The organism is Alloiococcus sp. CFN-8 (assembly GCF_049943125.1).
In the GTDB taxonomy this organism is placed as follows: Bacteria; Bacillota; Clostridia; order Clostridiales; family Clostridiaceae; genus JAEXZL01.
This window is the reverse complement of sequence record NZ_CP188040.1, coordinates 3,779,758-3,798,750: the sequence shown is the minus strand read 5'-3', so window position 1 is coordinate 3,798,750 and position 18,993 is coordinate 3,779,758. Positions and strand designations below refer to the sequence as shown.

General features: G+C 35.0%; 20 protein-coding genes and 1 other RNA gene. 17 read left to right on the top strand and 4 right to left on the bottom strand.

Annotation, left to right across the window (positions count from 1 at the left end; translation table 11 throughout):
- The first annotated feature begins 16 nt into the window (after positions 1 to 16).
- From ACPWSR_RS17980 to ACPWSR_RS17935, 10 genes are all read left to right on the top strand, one after another.
- Positions 17 to 505, top strand: a complete 489-nt coding sequence (locus tag ACPWSR_RS17980; protein ID WP_426349598.1) for a V-type ATP synthase subunit K — start codon at positions 17 to 19, stop codon at positions 503 to 505.
- 19 nt (positions 506 to 524) lie between these two features.
- The gene (locus tag ACPWSR_RS17975) at positions 525 to 1,202 is read left to right on the top strand and encodes a V-type ATP synthase subunit E (protein ID WP_426349597.1); all 678 of its coding nucleotides are present in this window, start codon (positions 525 to 527) and stop codon (positions 1,200 to 1,202) included.
- 13 nt (positions 1,203 to 1,215) lie between these two features.
- The gene (locus ACPWSR_RS17970; RefSeq protein ID WP_426349596.1) at positions 1,216 to 2,217 is read left to right on the top strand and encodes a V-type ATP synthase subunit C; all 1,002 of its coding nucleotides are present in this window, start codon (positions 1,216 to 1,218) and stop codon (positions 2,215 to 2,217) included.
- On the top strand, positions 2,210 to 2,524 hold the full coding sequence (locus ACPWSR_RS17965; RefSeq protein WP_426349595.1) for a V-type ATP synthase subunit F: 315 nt from the start codon (positions 2,210 to 2,212) through the stop codon (positions 2,522 to 2,524). Before ACPWSR_RS17970 ends, ACPWSR_RS17965 begins: the two co-directional genes overlap by 8 nt.
- Before the next feature lie 57 nt (positions 2,525 to 2,581).
- Complete coding sequence (locus tag ACPWSR_RS17960) at positions 2,582 to 4,357, top strand: V-type ATP synthase subunit A (RefSeq protein WP_426349594.1); 1,776 nt, start codon at positions 2,582 to 2,584, stop codon at positions 4,355 to 4,357.
- Complete coding sequence (locus tag ACPWSR_RS17955) at positions 4,350 to 5,738, top strand: V-type ATP synthase subunit B (RefSeq protein WP_426349593.1); 1,389 nt, start codon at positions 4,350 to 4,352, stop codon at positions 5,736 to 5,738. Before ACPWSR_RS17960 ends, ACPWSR_RS17955 begins: the two co-directional genes overlap by 8 nt.
- 3 nt (positions 5,739 to 5,741) lie before the next feature.
- Positions 5,742 to 6,386 carry a V-type ATP synthase subunit D gene (locus tag ACPWSR_RS17950; RefSeq protein WP_426349592.1) on the top strand — a complete coding sequence of 215 codons (645 nt, stop codon included), beginning with the start codon at positions 5,742 to 5,744 and terminating at the stop codon, positions 6,384 to 6,386.
- Positions 6,387 to 6,551: 165 nt separating this feature from the next.
- Positions 6,552 to 7,001, top strand: a complete 450-nt coding sequence (locus ACPWSR_RS17945; RefSeq protein WP_426349591.1) for a hypothetical protein — start codon at positions 6,552 to 6,554, stop codon at positions 6,999 to 7,001.
- Between the two features lie 167 nt (positions 7,002 to 7,168).
- Positions 7,169 to 7,960: a hypothetical protein gene (locus ACPWSR_RS17940; RefSeq protein WP_426349590.1), complete on the top strand. Its 792-nt coding sequence runs from the start codon at positions 7,169 to 7,171 to the stop codon at positions 7,958 to 7,960.
- Positions 7,932 to 9,125 (top strand): DUF4097 family beta strand repeat-containing protein, encoded by a 1,194-nt coding sequence (locus tag ACPWSR_RS17935; protein ID WP_426349589.1) that lies wholly within the window; start codon positions 7,932 to 7,934, stop codon positions 9,123 to 9,125. Before ACPWSR_RS17940 ends, ACPWSR_RS17935 begins: the two co-directional genes overlap by 29 nt.
- Positions 9,126 to 9,194: 69 nt before the next feature.
- On the opposite strand, the gene ACPWSR_RS17930 is transcribed toward ACPWSR_RS17935, so the two are convergent.
- On the bottom strand, positions 9,195 to 10,019 hold the full coding sequence (locus ACPWSR_RS17930; protein WP_426349588.1) for an SDR family oxidoreductase: 825 nt from the start codon (positions 10,017 to 10,019) through the stop codon (positions 9,195 to 9,197).
- Positions 10,020 to 10,179: 160 nt separating this feature from the next.
- On the opposite strand from ACPWSR_RS17930, the gene helD reads away from it, so the two are divergent.
- From helD to ssrS, 4 genes are all read left to right on the top strand, one after another.
- A complete protein-coding gene (gene helD, locus ACPWSR_RS17925) occupies positions 10,180 to 12,483 on the top strand; it encodes an RNA polymerase recycling motor HelD (protein ID WP_426349587.1) in 2,304 nt (767 codons plus the stop codon).
- Positions 12,484 to 12,718: 235 nt separating this feature from the next.
- The gene (locus ACPWSR_RS17920) at positions 12,719 to 12,973 is read left to right on the top strand and encodes a DUF1292 domain-containing protein (RefSeq protein ID WP_426349586.1); all 255 of its coding nucleotides are present in this window, start codon (positions 12,719 to 12,721) and stop codon (positions 12,971 to 12,973) included.
- 15 nt (positions 12,974 to 12,988) lie between these two features.
- Positions 12,989 to 13,381, top strand: a complete 393-nt coding sequence (locus tag ACPWSR_RS17915; protein WP_426349585.1) for a hypothetical protein — start codon at positions 12,989 to 12,991, stop codon at positions 13,379 to 13,381.
- Positions 13,382 to 13,420: 39 nt separating this feature from the next.
- Positions 13,421 to 13,598: non-coding RNA, 6S RNA (gene ssrS / locus ACPWSR_RS17910), on the top strand.
- A 44-nt stretch (positions 13,599 to 13,642) separates the two neighbouring features.
- Here the strand turns inward: ssrS and ACPWSR_RS17905 are convergent.
- Positions 13,643 to 13,885, bottom strand: a complete 243-nt coding sequence (locus tag ACPWSR_RS17905) for an aspartyl-phosphate phosphatase Spo0E family protein (protein ID WP_426349584.1) — start codon at positions 13,883 to 13,885, stop codon at positions 13,643 to 13,645.
- Positions 13,886 to 14,199: 314 nt separating this feature from the next.
- Here ACPWSR_RS17905 and ACPWSR_RS17900 point away from each other — a divergent pair, with 314 nt between their 5' ends.
- From ACPWSR_RS17900 to ACPWSR_RS17890, 3 genes are all read left to right on the top strand, one after another.
- On the top strand, positions 14,200 to 14,373 hold the full coding sequence (locus ACPWSR_RS17900) for a DUF896 domain-containing protein (RefSeq protein WP_426349583.1): 174 nt from the start codon (positions 14,200 to 14,202) through the stop codon (positions 14,371 to 14,373).
- 6 nt (positions 14,374 to 14,379) lie between these two features.
- Positions 14,380 to 15,306 carry an HPr(Ser) kinase/phosphatase gene (gene hprK / locus ACPWSR_RS17895; protein ID WP_426351410.1) on the top strand — a complete coding sequence of 309 codons (927 nt, stop codon included), beginning with the start codon at positions 14,380 to 14,382 and terminating at the stop codon, positions 15,304 to 15,306.
- 81 nt (positions 15,307 to 15,387) lie between these two features.
- Positions 15,388 to 16,782 (top strand): aminopeptidase, encoded by a 1,395-nt coding sequence (locus ACPWSR_RS17890; RefSeq protein ID WP_426349582.1) that lies wholly within the window; start codon positions 15,388 to 15,390, stop codon positions 16,780 to 16,782.
- 58 nt (positions 16,783 to 16,840) lie between these two features.
- Here ACPWSR_RS17890 and ACPWSR_RS17885 read toward each other — a convergent pair whose 3' ends face one another.
- Positions 16,841 to 17,662, bottom strand: coding sequence for a PHP domain-containing protein (locus ACPWSR_RS17885; protein ID WP_426349581.1), 822 nt, complete (start codon positions 17,660 to 17,662; stop codon positions 16,841 to 16,843).
- A 66-nt stretch (positions 17,663 to 17,728) separates the two neighbouring features.
- Entirely contained in the window at positions 17,729 to 18,991 is a 1,263-nt protein-coding gene (locus ACPWSR_RS17880) for a lactate/malate family dehydrogenase (protein WP_426349580.1), read from the bottom strand.
- Positions 18,992 to 18,993 lie beyond the last annotated feature (2 nt).

The window sequence follows — 18,993 nt, the reverse complement described above, 5'->3', positions numbered from 1 at the left end:
TTAGGAGGTCAAAAAAATGAACTTTTTACAATGGTTAATAGAAAATAATGGTGGATTAATAATGGCTTTACTAGGAGCTTTTTTAGCAGTTGGCCTTTCAGGTATAGGTTCTGCTAGAGGTATTGGAATAGTTGGTGAAGCTGCTGCAGGACTTATGACGGAAGAGCCAGAAAAGTTTGGTAAAACCTTCATTCTTGTAGCTCTTCCTGGAACTCAGGGTCTTTATGGTTTCGTTATAACTCTTATGATACTACTTAATGTTGGTGTTTTAGGCGGAAGCATTCCAGACTTATCTACTGGTTTTGCTTATTTTATAGCAGCTATGCCAATTGCATTAACAGGTTGGAGATCTGCGATTTTCCAGGGAAAGGTAGCGGCAGCTGGTGTTCAAATTCTTGCAAAGAAGCCAAATGATGTTATGAAGGGCGTTATTTATGCTGTTCTTGTTGAAACTTATGCATTGTTAGGCTTTGTTGCTTCTTTATTCATGGTTCTAAACATATAAGATTTGGGGTGTATACTCAATGTCAAATTTAGAAAACATAAAAAACAGGATTCTAGAGGATGCAAGAACGGCCAGTGAAGAAATCCTTAGAGCTGCCAGAGAAGAAAAGCAGCAGCTTATAGATAGTAGAGTTTCTGAAGCTAGGGAGCTAGAAAAGCAGCAGCTAGAGAGAGCTAAAAGAGAGAGCGCTACAAAGAAGGAAAGAATAATATCTAGTGCACAGCTGAAGGTTAGAAATAGAAAGCTGTCAGCAAAGCAAGAGGTTATAGATGGAGTCTTTCAAAGGGCTATCACTGTGCTAAACTCCATGGAAAAAGAGAGCTTTGAGGAATACCTAGTAAATAAAATTAAATCCCTGGATATCTCAGGGGAGGAAAACTTAATACTCAGTAAAGATTTTATATCAAAGTTTGAAGAAGAAGATGATAAGGATGCCTCTTCAAACATTTTTTTAAAAATGGTGAAGGAAAAAATAAATAATACAACCGGAACCGAAAGGTTGATTAAGAAGATTAACCATGAATTAAAAAGAGCTGGAAAGAATGGGGAAATATCTATTAACAAGGAGCCCGGCAGCTTTCAGGGTGGCTTTATACTAGAAAGAAACGGAGTTCAGATTAATAACACTTTCGAAGCTCTTGTCAACAGTATGAGAGATGAACTGGAGTACGAGATTGCAAAAATATTATTTGAATAAGGAGGGATAGCCTATGGATAAAATGATGTTTAACCAGGTAATCCCAAGGATTAGGGTCATGGAGACCAGGCTCTTAGATAGATCTAAGCTTGAAAGGATGATTGATGCAGATACTCCTTTTAATAGCCTAAAGGTATTGCAGGAAACTGAATATGCTTCATTGCTCAACAGAGTACAGAGGCCTGAAGAGTATGATACCTTGTTAAGGCAGGCTTTAAATGAAACCTATGACTCGCTTTATTCTATGATTACTAGAACAGAGCCTGTGGATTTTATGGCTTTAAAATATGATTATCATAACTTAAAGGTATTATTAAAGGCAAAACTTTCTGATAAGGATTTTTCTGATCTTCTATTCCCTATAGGTACTGTAGAGGCTGATATAATTAAGTATGCTCTGGAGAATGAAGATTATAGAGCATTAAATGATTACATGGTAAAGGCTATTGTTGCAGTTTTAGAGGACTTTGAAGAGTTAAAGGAGCCACAAAATATCGATATTATATTGGATAAATATTATTTTGAAAATCTTTTGTCTATATCTAAAAGTATAAATGAAGAGTATTTAAGTAAATACCTTCGTATCCTTATTGATTTAACAAATATAAAAATTGTGCTCAGAATAAAAGCACTTAATAAGGGTAGAGAATTCTTGAGTAAGAATCTTATTGATGGTGGCAATATTAAGATGGATAAGCTCAATATCCTTTTTGGAGAAGCCTTAGAAAACATACATAATAGGCTAGCTGCCACTAATTATGTCAATATAATAAGAGAAGGGATTGAATATTATATAAATAATAGCTCCCTGGCTCTACTGGAGAAGAATATCGAGAATTATATAATGGATTATATGAAGAGAGCAAAGACTATACCCTTTGGCATAGAGCCTATTATAGGCTACCTGTATGCTAAAGAAAATGAAATTAAACTATTAAGAATAATAATGGTTGGACAGCTGAATAACGTATCTCCAGAGGTTATAAGAGAAAGGCTGCGTGATAGCTATGTATAAGATTGGTGTAGTTGGAGATAAAAATTCTATCCTCGCCTTTAAAGCTCTAGGAATAGAGGTATTCCCTGTATATGAAGTGGAAGAAGCTAGAAAGACCATAGATAGGCTTGCACTTACTGGTTATGGAGTAATTTTCGTAACTGAACAGGTGGCAAAGGATTTAGAGGATACTATTAATAGATATAACAGACAGTTGCTTCCAGCTGTAATATTAATTCCTAGCAATCAAGGTAGTCTTAACATAGGGCTACAAAAAATAAATGACAATGTTGAAAAAGCCGTAGGTGTAAATATATTAGGAGAATAGACTTATGCTAGGAATCTTAATTGTATACTAGTTTAATTAGGAAGGAAGGTTACAATATTGAAAACCGGTAGAATAATAAAAGTTTCAGGACCTCTGGTAGTAGCAGAGTACATGGATGAAGCTAATATATATGATGTATGTAAGGTTGGAGAGCAGGGTCTTATCGGTGAAATTATTGAAATGAGAGGAGATAGAGCCTCTATTCAGGTATATGAAGAAACCTCAGGTCTAGGACCGGGGGATCCTGTTTATACCGTTGGAGAACCACTAAGCGTAGAGCTAGGGCCAGGTCTTATAGAAGGAATGTTTGATGGAATCCAGAGACCTCTAGATAAGTATTTGGAAGCTGCTAAGTCTAGCTTCTTAAAGAGGGGAGTTGTAGTACAATCCCTAGATAGAGATAAAAGATGGGAATTTAAAGCAGTACTAAAGGCTGGAGATAAGGTTAAACCAGGTTCAATAATAGGTACTGTGAAGGAAACTACTGTAATAACACAAAAAATTATGATTCCTCATGGGATCCAGGGAATTATTAAAGAGATAAGTTCTGGTAGCTTTACAGTTGAGGAAACTGTATGTACTGTTGAAACCACTGACGGAATAAAAGAAGTAACTCTAATGCAGAAGTGGCCTGTAAGAAGGGGAAGACCTTATAAGAGGAAGCTTACACCAGAAGAGGCTATGGTAACTGGTCAGAGAGTTATAGATACCTTTTTCCCTGTAGCAAAGGGTGGAGCTGCTTCAGTGCCAGGTCCCTTCGGAGCTGGTAAGACAGTGGTTCAGCATCAGATTGCCAAGTGGGGAGATACTGAGATAGTTGTATATGTAGGCTGTGGTGAAAGAGGAAATGAGATGACCGATGTTCTTAATGAGTTTCCCGAGCTTAAGGATCCTAAAACAGGGGAGTCTCTCATGAAAAGAACGGTGCTCATTGCAAATACATCTAATATGCCCGTGGCAGCTAGAGAAGCTTCTATATATACTGGAATAACCATAGCTGAGTATTTTAGAGATATGGGCTATTCTGTAGCAATAATGGCTGACTCCACTTCTAGATGGGCAGAAGCCTTGAGAGAAATGTCCGGAAGACTTGAAGAGATGCCAGGTGACGAAGGATATCCAGCTTACTTAGGTTCAAGACTTGCTGAATTCTATGAAAGGGCAGGAAAGGTTGTCTGTCTTGGGGATGATGAAAGAGAAGGAGCAGTAACTGCTATAGGAGCTGTATCACCTCCAGGAGGAGATATATCTGAACCGGTTTCTCAGGCTACCTTAAGAATAGTAAAGGTGTTCTGGGGCCTTGATGCTCAGCTTGCTTACAAAAGACATTTTCCATCTATTAACTGGCTTAATTCCTACTCCTTATATCAGAGTAGGATAGATGATTGGATGGATAAAAATCTAGCAGAGGATTGGAGCAAGCTTCGAGGACAAGCTATGACATTACTTCAGGAGGAAGCAAATCTTGATGAAATTGTTAGATTAGTAGGTATCGATGCACTGTCAGAAGGTGATAGATTAAAGCTGGAAGCAGCTAAGTCCATAAGAGAAGATTATCTTCAGCAAAATGCCTTCCATGACGTAGATACCTATAGCTCATTAAATAAACAATATAAAATGCTTAAGCTTATACTAAAGTTTTATGATGAAGGAAGAAGAGCATTAAAAACTGGAGTATATCTTGATAAGGTTCTGGCCATGGAGGTTAGAGACAGGATAGCAAGAAGCAAGTATATTGATGAGAGTAATTTAGACAGGATCGATACAATTTCTATGGAGCTTACCTCTGAAATTGATAAGCTTATCAGTGAAGGAGGGGTTATTGATGCTTAAGGAATATAAAACTGTAAAAGAAATCGTTGGACCTTTGATGATAGTAGATGGAGTTGAAGGTGTTAAATATAATGAAATTGCTGATATAGAGCTTCAAACTGGAGAGCTTAGAAGAGGTAGGGTTCTTGAAATCAATGGTTCTAGAGCCATGGTTCAGATCTTTGAAGGTTCTTCAGGAATTAATCTTAAAGGAACTAAGGCAAGATTTTTAGGAAGACCTCTAGAGCTAGGGGTGTCAGAAGATATGCTGGGAAGGGTATTTGATGGACTTGGAAACCCAAAGGATGATGGTCCTAAAATTATCCCTGAAAAAAGATTGGATATAGAGGGAGAACCTATAAATCCCGTAGCTAGAGATTATCCTTCAGAATTTATTCAGACAGGTATATCCGCTATTGATGGCTTAAATACACTGGTAAGAGGACAGAAGCTTCCTGTGTTTTCGGCTTCAGGACTTCCTCATGCAGAACTAGCTGCACAGATTGCTAGACAGGCTAGAGTTTTAAACTCTGACTCAAAATTTGCTGTGGTTTTTGCTGCCATAGGTATAACCTTTGAGGAAGCTCAATTCTTTGTAGATGACTTTACTAGAACTGGAGCTATAGACAGATCAGTATTGTTTATGAATCTTGCTAATGATCCTGCTATAGAGAGAATATCTACTCCAAGAATGGCACTTACTACAGCAGAATATTTAGCTTATGAAAAAGGAATGCATGTTCTTGTTATAATGACTGATATAACCAATTATTGTGAAGCACTTCGTGAGGTTTCTGCAGCAAGAAAAGAGGTTCCAGGAAGAAGAGGATATCCAGGATATCTATATACTGACCTGGCAACCTTGTATGAAAGAGCTGGAAGATTAAAAGGAAGTAAAGGTTCAATCACTCAAATTCCAATATTGACCATGCCTGAAGAGGATAAGACACATCCTATTCCTGACCTTACAGGATACATAACTGAGGGACAGATTATCTTATCTCGTGAGCTCTTTAAGAGAGGAATAATGCCTCCAATAGATGTATTGCCTTCCTTATCAAGGCTTAAGGACAAAGGAATCGGCAAGGGGAAGACTAGAGAAGACCATGCAGATACTATGAATCAGTTATTCTCAGCTTATGCTCAGGGAAAGCAGGCCAAAGAGCTGGCTACGATCCTTGGTGAATCAGCTTTATCCGATTCAGATAAAAAGCATGCGGAGTTTGCTGAAGCCTTTGAAAATGAATATGTATCTCAGGGGAATACTAATAATAGAACCATAGAGGAAACTTTAGGACTGGGTTGGAAGCTCTTAAAGATATTACCAAGAACTGAGCTTAAGAGAATCAGAGATGAATACCTCGAAAAGTATTTAGCTGTGGACACAGGAAAGGAAGAATAGCATATGGCTAGGCTCAATGTGAATCCAACAAGGATGGAGCTCACTAGGCTCAAAAAAAGATTAGGTACTGCAACTCGTGGTCATAAGCTTTTAAAGGATAAGCAGGATGAGCTTATGAGGCAGTTCATAGATATGATAAAGGAAAACAACAGGCTTAGGAAGTCTGTGGAAAAAGAACTTTCCAGTTCTCTTAAGGATTTTTTAATGGCTGAAGCAGTTATGGGTTCTGAGTTTATGGAAGAGGCAATTGCCATGCCCAAGGAGAATATCACTCTTGAGGTTGTTAAAAAGAATATTATGAGTGTAAATGTTCCTGTTATGAATTTTGTCAGAGCCATGGAGGGAGATGAAGGCAGCATATATCCTTATGGCTTTGCCAACACTTCAGCAGAGCTGGATTATGCAATTAAAAAGCTTTATGACCTCCTACCTAGGCTTTTGAAGCTTGCAGAGGTGGAAAAGGCCTGTCAGCTCATGGCTGATGAAATCGAAAAAACCAGAAGAAGAGTAAATGCTCTGGAGTATATGACTATACCTCAGCTGCAGGAAACAATAAAATATATAAGAATGAAGCTGGATGAAAATGAAAGAGGAGCTTTAACTAGACTCATGAAGGTTAAATCCATGCTGGAAGATAAGGCACTATAATAGAACTACCTTCACCTAAGTGGTGAAGGTAGTTTGATTTTTATTTAGAATTTTTAGAGTTATACTTTATCGAGCACCTATTAGTTATATAGATATAGGATATTTGTATTAAAATATTTTTTTTAGATAATAATAGAAATAAATCCCTTAGAAAGAAGGATATATATGAAGAAATATAAGAGTTCTATAAAAATATTTCCTTTGTGGCTGATATTATTTCTATTTATTAGTGGTTCTAGAGCTTATGCTATAGATAATTCTATTACTTTATCACTTGATAACAAAGTTTACTCAATAAGCCTCCCCGATGGCTGGAGCATAAAAAATAATGGGGAATATAGCGAGTTCTTAAGAGGAGATATAGCCTTAGGTGGCTATTATACTACCATTAAAAGTAAGGTGTTGGCAGATTATAAGCTTGAGGAGATTTCAACTGCCATAGGTAGCGTTGGTATATACAGGAATAGCAATACCGGTCATGATAATAAATTATATGCCTTATTCTCACAAAAAAGTGATAGCCCAGCAATATTTTTATATACCTCTGAGGATACCATAGAAAGAGATAAATTTATCCTTAAGATGCTGCTTATCAATATAAGGCCCCAGGAATAAAATTAAAACTAGCATAATTCAAAAGAGAGAAATAGATGTGCATTAAGTGTGTTGTTAGAAATTCTTAATGTGCATCTATTTTTTTAAGAAAATATTAAGGATTAATCATATATTTATTAAGCTTTATAAAATATAATAGCTTTATAATGAAATCATGGAGGTAATAAATGTATAAGTCAAAATTTAAAACCTTAGTTCTATCTTTAATCCCGGGCTTTGGACATTATTATATTGGAGCAAACTCAAGGGGAGCGCTATTTACCTTCTCTGCAATAGCCTATATGTTTTTAGCTGTAATGATGGATGGTTATAACTACTTAAGCTATTATTATGGCTCTGGAAATAGTTATTCAAAATTTATTTTTGTAGCTTTAGCAGCTTTATGGCTATTTTCTATAATAGATGTAATGAGCCTAAGGAAAAAGTTGGTGAATAACAATTATGATGAGCTTATTCATACCTTAGAGAAAGAAAATGAAAAGCTCATAGCTGTGTTTTTGTCCATTATCCCTGGAGCCGGCCATTTTTATTTAAAGAGGAAAAAGGAAGGAGTAAGATTATTATCATTATTTATTTTTATATTTTTTATATATTCCTTCGCACCACTGCAGGTATTATCTCTTATGATGATATTAGTGATAATTTATACATTAATTAATTTAAAGGAGATTTTTTCTGTATCTATCAATGGGGATGAAGAGGATTTTGTGTTAAGTGATCTGCTGAATTCTTCCTATATGAGATATTTAGGTATTGGTTTTATTGCTCTAGGTATTCTAATATTATTTAATAAGATAGCATTATCCTTTATTGATAGAGGATTGCTAATGGAAGTCTTTGAATATTTGAGAGAAGGAATTGTTTCCGTAGTACTAATAGTACTGGGAGTAAGACTTATTTTTATAAATAAATTTAAGAAAGGAGACGGCAATGAAGCAGTGGAAGGTAGGGACAATTAGTTTAGGAATACTTCTTATATCTCTAGGAGTTGCCTGGATATATTCTACAGTAACAGGAATGGGTTTTTTTAATTCAGTCTTTAAATGGTGGCCAATAGTTCTCATTTTATTAGGAGTAGAAATATTGATTTTTTCTTTAATACCAAGCAATGAAAATAGAAGGGTAAAGGTTGATCCTCTCAGTATAATAATTATTATATTAATAGTTATTTTTTTAGGGGGAGCACAGATAATTACTAAAGGTATTAATTATTTTGGCAGCTGGGCTGGTTTTGATGGCGGTAATTTTATTAATTTTTTCGATGATAAAAATGTAAATAAGTATAGCTTTTCAGAAAGCTTTTCTGCAGCAGAGGTACAAGCAATTGCTATAGATGGTGCTGTGGGAAATGTTGAAGTTTTAAAAGGTGATGGAGAGAATATCACTTTAGAGGTGAAAGTGTCTTATGGAGATAGAAATAAAAATAATCATGTTAGTGATACAGAGCTTCGTGATACTGTTATAATAGAAAATAATCATACCTTAAAGATAAGTACTAAAAAGCAAGGGCTTTTGAATGACTTGAGAATTAAGTCTATAGATTACTTTATCACTGTTCCAAAAGCTTTAAATATAGATATAGAAAATAATATTGGTGAGACTAAGGTTATGGATATAGAAGGACGATTAGATATAACAAGTAACTTAGGAGATGTGTTTGTTGATGGAATTAAGGGAGAGGTATCAATTACCAATAATCTTGGGGATACAGAAGGCCATAATATAGAGGGGAGTTTTAAGGTAAGAAATGATGCAGGAAGCATCCTAGCAGAAAATATAAGCGGTAATGCTGATATTATCTGCAGATTAGGTGAAGTTGAGGCTAAAAATATAAAAGGTGATACTCTTATAGAGAATAACAGTGGTGAAACTGTGTATACTGCAGAAGTGGTTATAAGCTCTAAGGTTCATATAACCAATAACCTTGGAGAAGTTGTTCTGAATTTAAATGAACAACAGGAAGGTTACTTTGATATTAAAACAGATCTCGGTGATATCAGTACAGAGTTTCTTAAAGATGATGTCCAGGGAGAAATAAGCAAATCTCTTAAGAAAACTTATGGTAATAGTTCTGCATCCTTTACTGTAATAAATAATAGCGGAGATATTGAAATCAATAATTAACAAAAGCTTTAAGTAAAAACAGAGTATGCAAAAAGTCATACTCTGTTTTTATTAATTTTGAGATTAGGTTTATAACAAACTTATATAGGTATAAATGCTTTCCTGCCAGGAGGGGAGACTAAGCTTAAATTCTTTTTCTATGAGGCTAGTGCTTAGGGCTGAGAACCTAGGTCTGGGAGTAAGGTCACTAAGGTATTCTTTGGGTATTTCTACAACCTTTTTATTTAACCTACTGGCTTCTAATACAAAGGATATTACATCTATTTTACTTGAATAATTACCATTAACACAATTGAAGATGCCATAGGAATTTTGCTTAATAATAAAGTCTATAGCGAAACATAAATCTTCTATATAGGTGGGACTAATGATCTCTTTAGTGCTCAAAATAATTAAAGGGTCATTCTTTATTATATTTTTTATATAGCAGTTATATCCTCCAAAGATCCAGGAGGTTCTGATGATATAGTGCTTTTTACATACAGTTCTTATGAGCTTTTCTGCAGCTAATTTAGTTTTTCCAAAGGTGTTAATAGGGTCACAATAATCTTCTTCTATATAAGGAGAGGTTTTCATACCATTAAAAACATAGCTTGTGGATAAATAAACTAAGGGGATATTTAAATAATCACAGGCTTTAGCTATATTCAGGGTACCTAAGGTATTAACCTTGTAGGCGTAAGTTTCATCCCTTTCACATAAATCAATATCTGAAATCCCTGCCGTATGAATTACTATATCTGGATTTTGATTCTCTATTGTTCTTAATAAGGTTTCACTATTACATACATCTAACTCTTTTCTGTCAAAACCAATTACATTATGACCTTTAGAAAAATATTTCACCATGTATTTTCCTGTATTTCCATTAGCACCGGTAACCAGTATATTCATTAAATCACCTTCTCATTTTTTGTAAGCTTCACAGGGTAAAAATCTTATTTTTATAAGCCTAATATAAATATATGTTTATAGGTCAAAGTTAATTGACATATTTTCACTAGAATTTTATAATATTATCCATTGAATATTAAAAGGAAATGGGGTTGTTGCCATGAAGCCTAAGGAGAAAGCATTTGTAGAGGAGCAGAAAAAGCTTAATGAGGTTAAAAATTGGTTGAATGATGAGTTAAGCGATAAGGCTACCTACAAGGATGCTCTATACAACAAGGTAAAGGAACTAAAAAAGGCTTCTAAGGGAAGCTACAGTGAAGAGCTTGAAAAAGTAAAAACTGTTTATGAGATAGCAGAGAAAAATCTTTCTAACTATAGTGAAGCCATGGAGCAGCCTTATTTTGCAAGAGTTGACTTTAGAGAATATAAGCATCTTCCAGAGACCTTGTATATTGGAAAGTTTTCTTTATCTAATGATAAGACTGGAGATGAGGTTGTAATTGATTGGAGAGCACCTGTTGCTGATCTTTACTATAGTGGTACAGAAGGTGAAGCCTATTATAGAGCTCCTCAAGGGATAATAAGTGGAGAGCTAAATTTAAAAAGAAAGTTTCTTTATGAAGAGGGAGAAATTAAGGATATATTTGACGAAGGTATAAATGAGCTTATAATAAAGTCCTCCTTGGGAGAGGAAGCTTTAATAGACGAATTTCTGAGGATAAACTTAGAAAGTAGTACCGGACGGAAGCTGAAGGATGTAGTAGCTACTATTCAGAAGGAGCAGAATGAAGTAATAAGAGCTGAGAAGAATATACCCATTATAGTTCAGGGAGCAGCGGGTTCTGGTAAAACTACCGTTGCATTACACAGACTAGCATATCTTCTATATAGATATCAGGGAACTGTTTCTGGTAATAATATTTTGGTTATAGCTCCTAACCTTATATTTTTAGATTATATATCTGAGGTTCTTCCTAGTCTTGGAGTAGATGAGGTGAAGCAGCGTACCTTCGAAGCTTTAGCTAAGGAAGTCTTAGGGATAAAAAACAAGCTCTATACCAAGGACAAAAAGCTAGCCTGGGTTTTAGAAAATAAAGATGGCAAAGAATATAAATATGTGGTAAACACCAGTAGAGTGAAGGGTACCTTAATATATAAAACTATTTTAGACAGATACTTAAAAATAGTAGAAAGAAATCTGACTTATAATGAACCCATGATGTACGAAAGCAGCACAATATTTACTGCAGAGGAAATTAAGCGTCTATTTTATAAAGAGCTAGCACATTTAAATGTCAGCAAAAGAAAGGAAGAGCTACAGAGGTATCTTAAAAGCAAGCTGGAGGGCAGGATAAAAGAGCTTCAGGATAAAAGTGATTTTCAGTTTGAATATCTAATTGCCAGAAGTAAGAAGACCATGGAGGATGGCCCGGAAAGAAGAAAAAAGCTCGTAGAGATATATAATGACAGAGATGAGAGCAGACAAAGGATAAAGCAGGGAATAAGGGAGGCCTTCAAAAGCTATTTCAATAAGGATAAAAATATAAATTTTAAAGACCTTTATAGCAATCTATTTCTTCAAGAGGATTTATTTGAAGAAGCTACCGGTGGAATAATACCAAAAGCACTAGCCGATTATATGAAGGAAAGCTATAAGAAATCCATAGAAGAAGGGGTAATCGATAGCGAAGACCTCTATGGTATGCTTTATCTTAAAATAATGTACCAGGGACTTGCTGAGGAATTTAAATTTTCCCATGTAGTGGTGGATGAAGCTCAGGACTATAGCCTCTTTGAGCTGATGCTTATAAGCAAATTCACCAATTATAATTCCTTAACTATTGTAGGTGACATAGGTCAGGGAATATATTACTATAAGGGTATAAATGACTGGAATACTGTTATCAAAGAGATATTTTCTAATAATGCTGTTTACATGCCTCTAAGCCAGAGCTATAGATCCACTGTAGAAATTATTTCCCTTGCTAATGAGGTTCTTAAGGAAGTAGAAAGCAGCCTATTACCTCCTAGAGCAGTTTTAAGACATGGAAGAGAGCCTGAGCTTATAAAGTTTACAGATAATAAAGAGCTTGGTGCCCAGCTAGATACCATAGTAGAGAGAATTAAAGGGATGAATAAAAAGAGCATAGCCGTAATCTGCAAGGACATTAAAGCCTCTGAAGAGCTTTATAAAGCTATTAAGGGAACCAGCAATAATAAGTGGGAGATAATCAGAGATAATAATAAGATTATTTCCATGGATTTAATGATAATTCCTGCTTTCCTTACAAAGGGCTTGGAATTTGATTGCTCCATAATTTATGATTGCAGCAAAGAGGTGTATAAGAAGGATAAAGAGGACGGGAGACTTTTATATGTAAGTCTCACCAGAGCCCTTCATGAGGAATATATAATATATAAGGATGAGCCTTCAGAGCTTTTATTAAATTATATGAATTTGTAACCTTTCCGAAGTTGAAAATCTTTACACAGGTTTGTATGTTAACTATAATAAGACTATAAGGCTGCAACTTTATGATACTATTAAAGGAAGAGTATAATGGTTAGAATATATTATGATAAACATGTGACGCTCTTACTATGGTATTTATTGAGAATTATGTTATTTAAAGAAGAGTTTTATGAATAGATAAGGAAAGCTTAAAAAGCTATACTTAGTTTAAGAAAGGAAGTTGAAGATGGAAGATAAGATAACCATGAAGTTTAAAGATGTGGACGGTAATGTAGTAGAGCTAGAAGCAGTTGCTAAGATATACTTAGAGGAACAGGAATACGTAATTTTGGCTCCTTTAGAAGGTGATGAGGAGGATGCTTATGTATTTAGGGTTGATGAAGGCGATAATGGGGTAGAATACAATATGGTTGAGGATGATGAAGAATTTAAGGCAGTGAACAAAGAATACAAGAACTTACTATATAACAATGATAAATAGGAGGGGCTATTAAAAATGAATAAAAAAGAGATAAAGGAATTTTTACTGGATAAAGACTTTTCAGAGGTAGAGGAGCTGGATTATAAGGGAGAGGAACTGGTTTACAGAGCCTTCTATGATTTTGATGAAGCAGAGCTTAAAGCAGCGAGAGCTTATTCCAATGATGAGAGTGATTATGAAGAGGATAGTGAAGAATGGTTAAAAGATTTTTTCCTTCCTTACTTAAGTGACTTAGCAATAGATAATGTAGGACAGTGTATGGAAGAGATAATGGAGGAATTTGAAGTTACAGCACAATTTGTTTCCTATGAAATTGATTCTTTGAATTACAGCTATTTAGAATTCATACTGGCCTTTGGAAATGAAGAGATGGATATAGATAGTATAGTGGAAGAAATAGGATTATAAGCTAACTTGAAATATTATTAATATGTGCTATAATAAAAATAAGTCCTGAGATGTCCGCGAAGCCTATAGTATTCAACCTACAGTATGAATACGGGATTCTTAATAAATCTACAGATGTGGAGCTGCAATGCAGGTAGTTGACAGAAGTAGATTGAGAGAAGCCCACCTGCGAGGTGCAGGTATGAATTTATAGGTGTGACGGCATGTTGGGATACAATAATTGTCTTTTAAATTGCCTCACTATTGTGAGGCAATTTTTATTTACGAAACTTCTCTTAAGGATTCTTTATTCTTTTTTCCATAGCTCATGGATGTAGAAGGATAAAAATTGTAATGTATATTCTTATTCTTCTTCTTATTTATAAGATCTAATTGGCTTTTTACAATAAGTGTATCTAAATGTTGGCTGCATTTAATAACGTACTTATTTGAAGTAGAATTAAATCCTAATAAAATATGCATTAACCTTCTTACGATTTTTATTTTAAGATTCAATATATCCATAATCTCAGTAACCTCCAATGTCATCCTTTGATACCTTATTAAATATATATTAGCAGAGGTTAGAGAAAAAATAAAAATAAATTCTTTGCTATTATGCTACATAATAATATAAAAATGTATAAAAAAATTATAAAAGATATTAATTTTTTATTTGGAAATAAATGTAAAATTCTTAGAAAGGTTGAAATAGTGCAGTTTATGAATAAATGAGTTTGTAGAAGAATATCAAAAAAAATAATATGATAATTTAGCATATTAATATATAATTACATTGAAGATATTGATAATACTATTGATAAAGGTGGGAATTTACCATGGATATAGAGACTCTTACAAAGCGTATAAATTTTTTATATAATAAAAGCAAAGAGGAGCCTTTAACAAAGAAAGAGCTGGAAGAACAGGCTGAACTCAGGAAGATGTATGTAGATCGAGTTAAAAATAATCTTAGGTCACAGCTAAAAGGAATAAAAAAAAATAGTAAATAAGGGGGGATAAAAATAGAAGCGGTAACGGTACAAAAGTTAATTAAGGATTTCGACTTTGATGTTCTAGTTGAAGGTGAAAAGGATGTAGCAATTAATGTTTCTGATATTAATAGACCAGGTCTTCAGCTTTCAGGCTTTTATAATTACTTTGCACCAGAAAGAATCCAAGTGATTGGAAAAGCAGAGTGGAGCTTTATTGAAGATATGACCCCGGAAATTAGAAGAAAAAGATTGACTAAGTTTTTTAGCTTTGATGTCAGCTGCCTTATAATTACCAGAGGGCTACAGCCTCATAAGGATGTGTTAGAATATGCTAAAAACAGTAAGATATGGATTATTAGAACTAAATTAATAACCACTCAGTTTATAAGTAAGTTAACCATGTATTTAGCAGATAAGATGGCTCCGGAGACAAGACTTCATGGAGTTTTGGTAGATGTTTATGGAATAGGAATGCTTATTACTGGAGAAAGCGGTATAGGAAAAAGTGAGTCAGCCTTAGAGCTCATTAAAAGAGGTCACAGGCTAGTAGCTGATGACGCAGTAGATATAAAAGAGATTGATGGGGAGCTAATAGGCATATCTCCTGAAATAACTTTTGGAATGCTGGAGGTGAGGGGGATGGGAATTATTGATGTTTCAGCACTTTATGGATTAAGCTCAATAATTCCAAAGAAAACTATTTCAATAACTGTAAGCCTTGAACATTGGAAGGATGATGGGAACTACGACAGACTGGGATTAAGCGATGACTTCATTGATGTCCTTGGGGTTAAGCTTAAAAAAATAACAATTCCTATAAGGCCTGGAAGAAATATTGCCGTGATAATTGAAGCTGCTGCAGCTAATTATAGATATAGTTTAATGTCTGAGGTGTCACCGGTAGATATTATTGATCAAAGAATGGAAAAATTACTTGAAGACAGAAGCTAGAAGTTCACTGGCTTTTGTCTTTTTTTATTTGTATACATTTCCTGGTTGTTATACAATTATATAGTAAAGGAGGGATTATACATGAATCAAATTACAAAAATAAAGAAAAATGCTTGGGATACCTATGATGAGAGCACTATAAAAGAGGTTTTTAACCTTTCTCATAGGTATAAGGAATTTATTTCAAAATGCAAAACAGAAAGGGAATGTGCTTTAGAGCTAGCTTCTATTGCAGAAAATCATGGTTTTGTAAATATTTCAGATGTAATGAAAAAGGGAGAAAAGCTTAAGGCTGGGAATAAGGTTTATGCTATTAATAAGGATAAGGGACTAGTTATGTTTGTTCTTGGCTCCGAACCCTTGGAAAAGGGCATGAAAATATTGGGCTCACACATTGATTCTCCAAGGCTTGACTTGAAGCAAAATCCCCTGTATGAAGAGGAAGAGCTGGCGTTAATGGAAACTCATTACTATGGTGGAATTAAAAAGTATCAGTGGGTGGCAATACCATTAGCTATCCATGGTGTTGTAGTTAAGAAGGATGGTACAATTATAAACATAGTTATAGGGGAGGATGAAGATGATCCTGTAATAGGAGTTTCAGATTTATTGATACACTTGTCCCAGGACCAGCTTGAGAAGAAGGGGAATAAGGTTGTAGAAGGTGAAGATTTAAACATATTAGTAGGAAGTATACCAATAAAGGACAAAGAAATAAAGGATAGGGTTAAATATGCTATTTTAACCTCTTTAAGGGATAAGTATGACTTTGTAGAGGAAGATTTTATATCTGCAGAGCTTGAGGTGGTACCTGCGGGAAAGGCAAGGGATTATGGTCTAGATAGAAGTATGGTTATGGCTTATGGTCAAGATGATAGAATTTGTGCCTATACCTCCTTTGAAGCAATTATTAATAGTACCCCTGGCAGGCTTACACAGGTTGCACTGTTTGTTGATAAGGAAGAGGTAGGTAGCATAGGGGCTACTGGTATGGAATCAAGATTCTTTGAAAATACTGTTGCTGAGGTTATGGAGCTTGCGGGATATTATAGCGAACTTAAATTGAGAAGAGCTCTAGCTAACTCCAAGATGCTCTCCTCCGATGTAAGTGCGGCCTATGACCCTAACTATCCTTCTGTAATGGAAAAAAAGAATGCAGCATTCTTCGGAAGAGGCTTAGTCTTTAATAAATACACGGGAGCTAGAGGAAAGAGTGGCTGTAATGATGCTAATGCGGAGTTTATGGCGGAGATTCGAGAAATTATGGACAGAAATGGAGTTATATGGCAGACATCGGAGCTGGGAAAGGTTGATCAAGGTGGTGGTGGAACCATTGCATATATTCTTGCTCAATACGGTATGGAAGTAATCGACTGCGGTGTTGCCCTTCAAAATATGCATGCTCCTTGGGAGGTAGCTAGTAAGGCTGATATTTATGAAACTACTAAAGGCTATAAGGCATTTTTGCAGGATTGATAGTATAAAAGTTAAAAAACCAATAGAGAGCTTAGTTAATAGCTCTCTATTGGCTTTCTTATTTTTGCAAGGCTTTAATAAAGTTCTGGACATAAGGCTCAGGAGGGGAAATTTCTCCTAAGTATCCATGATTACTATCCTTTAATCCATGGAAATCGGAACCACCACAGACAAGAAGCTTGTGCTCTTCTGCAAAGAGAGTATATTCCTCTGTAGCTTTTAACGAATGAGAACTGTAATATGCTTCTATACCATCAAAGCCTTTTAGAGCTATATCTTTATAGGAATTTTTCTTAATAAGGATAGGATGAGCTAATACTACTAGGGCATTAAACTTTTTAAGTATAGCGATTCCATCCTCTATAGAAACATATTTATTTGGTACATATGCAGGTGAATCCTTTCCTATAAATTTAGAGAAAACCTCATCAAAGGAAACTGAATAGTTATTTTCAATTAAAGCTTTTGCAATATGAGGTCTTCCTAATACACCAGAAACTTTAAGTCTTATTTGGTCATAATCTAAGTCTATATTAAAATGAGTTTTTAGCTTTTCGATAATTTTTCTTCCTCTATAGATTCTATATTCCTGAAGCTCCTTAAGAAAGGCTTGAAATTCAAGGGAAAGATAGCTATCATCTTTAAAGTATCCCAGTATATGAATGTTTTCATTATTAAATCTAGTAGAAAGTTCTATACCAGGAATAACTTGAATGCCTAATTCTCTTCCACGCTTTTTTGCTAGAGGTAAACCTCCTGTTGTATCATGGTCTGTGAGAGCTAAAATATCTATGCCTTTTAGTTTTGATTCCTCTATCAATTCTAAAGGAGATAAGCTTCCATCAGAGGCAGTTGAGTGACAATGAAGCTCAATTTTCACTTCTTCATCCCCTTTCATCTGTAGTATATATATTATAGCAAAAATTTATGAGCTGAGCTGCAATGATTAATAAAGGGCCTGTAAATATTCTTCTGTATCCTTTAATCTTTCCTTGAGCATATGAGGCATAGAGTCTTTTTCAAAAATGGTGGCTCCAGCTATGATGCTATTGCGAGCGCCCATATAGATTCCTCCTAGGAAGGAGGAGGAATAATGGGGTTCACCTCTTAAGGCGGATAATATAGATAGAGCGCCGGAGGATAAGGCTGGAGCTATATAAGGTTTAAATCCCGTTTCCCTGACTTTTAAGTTAGCGTTCTTCGTCATATCTGTAAGAAAGAGGGAAGCCTCATTATTGTAGCTTTTAAGACTATTTGCTACTATAAGGCCTTCACCATGAGGACCATAAACCCTCCCTTCATTAATATAATCCAGTTCAGGATATTCCTTTGAGGCTATATAGGCTGCTCTGGCATTCATAACTCCTAGACCAAAGCCTTTTATTCTATGAGAAGGTATTCCTCTAAAATCCAATTCACCCTCTTCATTTTTATTACTTTCAATAAATACTGCCTTACATAATAGGTCTACAGGGTCAGATACAACAAAAAACATACCCTTAAAAGCAGCTTCTCTAGCCTTTTTTCCATAAAGTGAAATAACCTTCTTATTCCCTTGAAATTGTGCCATTCTAACATCATTTACCTCGGAACCTAGGGTAGGAACACCTACAGAGACACAGAAAATAAAGGCATCACAGTCAAAAAGCTCCTCTTCCTTTAAGGAATATACTTTAGGACTGATAGGTGAGCTCATATCAAATATTGAAGAAAGCTCCTGTTCCCAGCGGGATACCTTGTCTGGGGATGTGTCGTATAAGCCTATAGAGGATATAGTTTCATTAGATAATAGCTTTAATCCAGTTGCTAGTATTCCCCCTACATCTCCTAGGCCTACTATATTAACCTTTAAATTTTTTGTTTTTATTATTTCCTGGGGGAAATTTTTGAAATCTGGATAGCTGCTATTTATGCCGTAAAGCCTTCCTTCTTGTAAAGCATCCTTCAGGATTGTAGGGTAGGAAGGAAGAGAGGTATCCCATAATAGGCTTACATCTTCTTTATATCCCTGCAAAACATCTTCTGTGTCTATTTTAAAATAACTTCTGGTTTTCTCTGGCGAGGCATCTATGTCAAGAAGCAATATACCTTTATAATCCTTAAGCTTATGGATACTCTCAGTTTCTAAATTTTTGTAGAACTTATCTGTTAGAAGCAGATGATCATTTACCTTGTATAAAATCTTATATGTTTCCTTATTGTTATTCATAT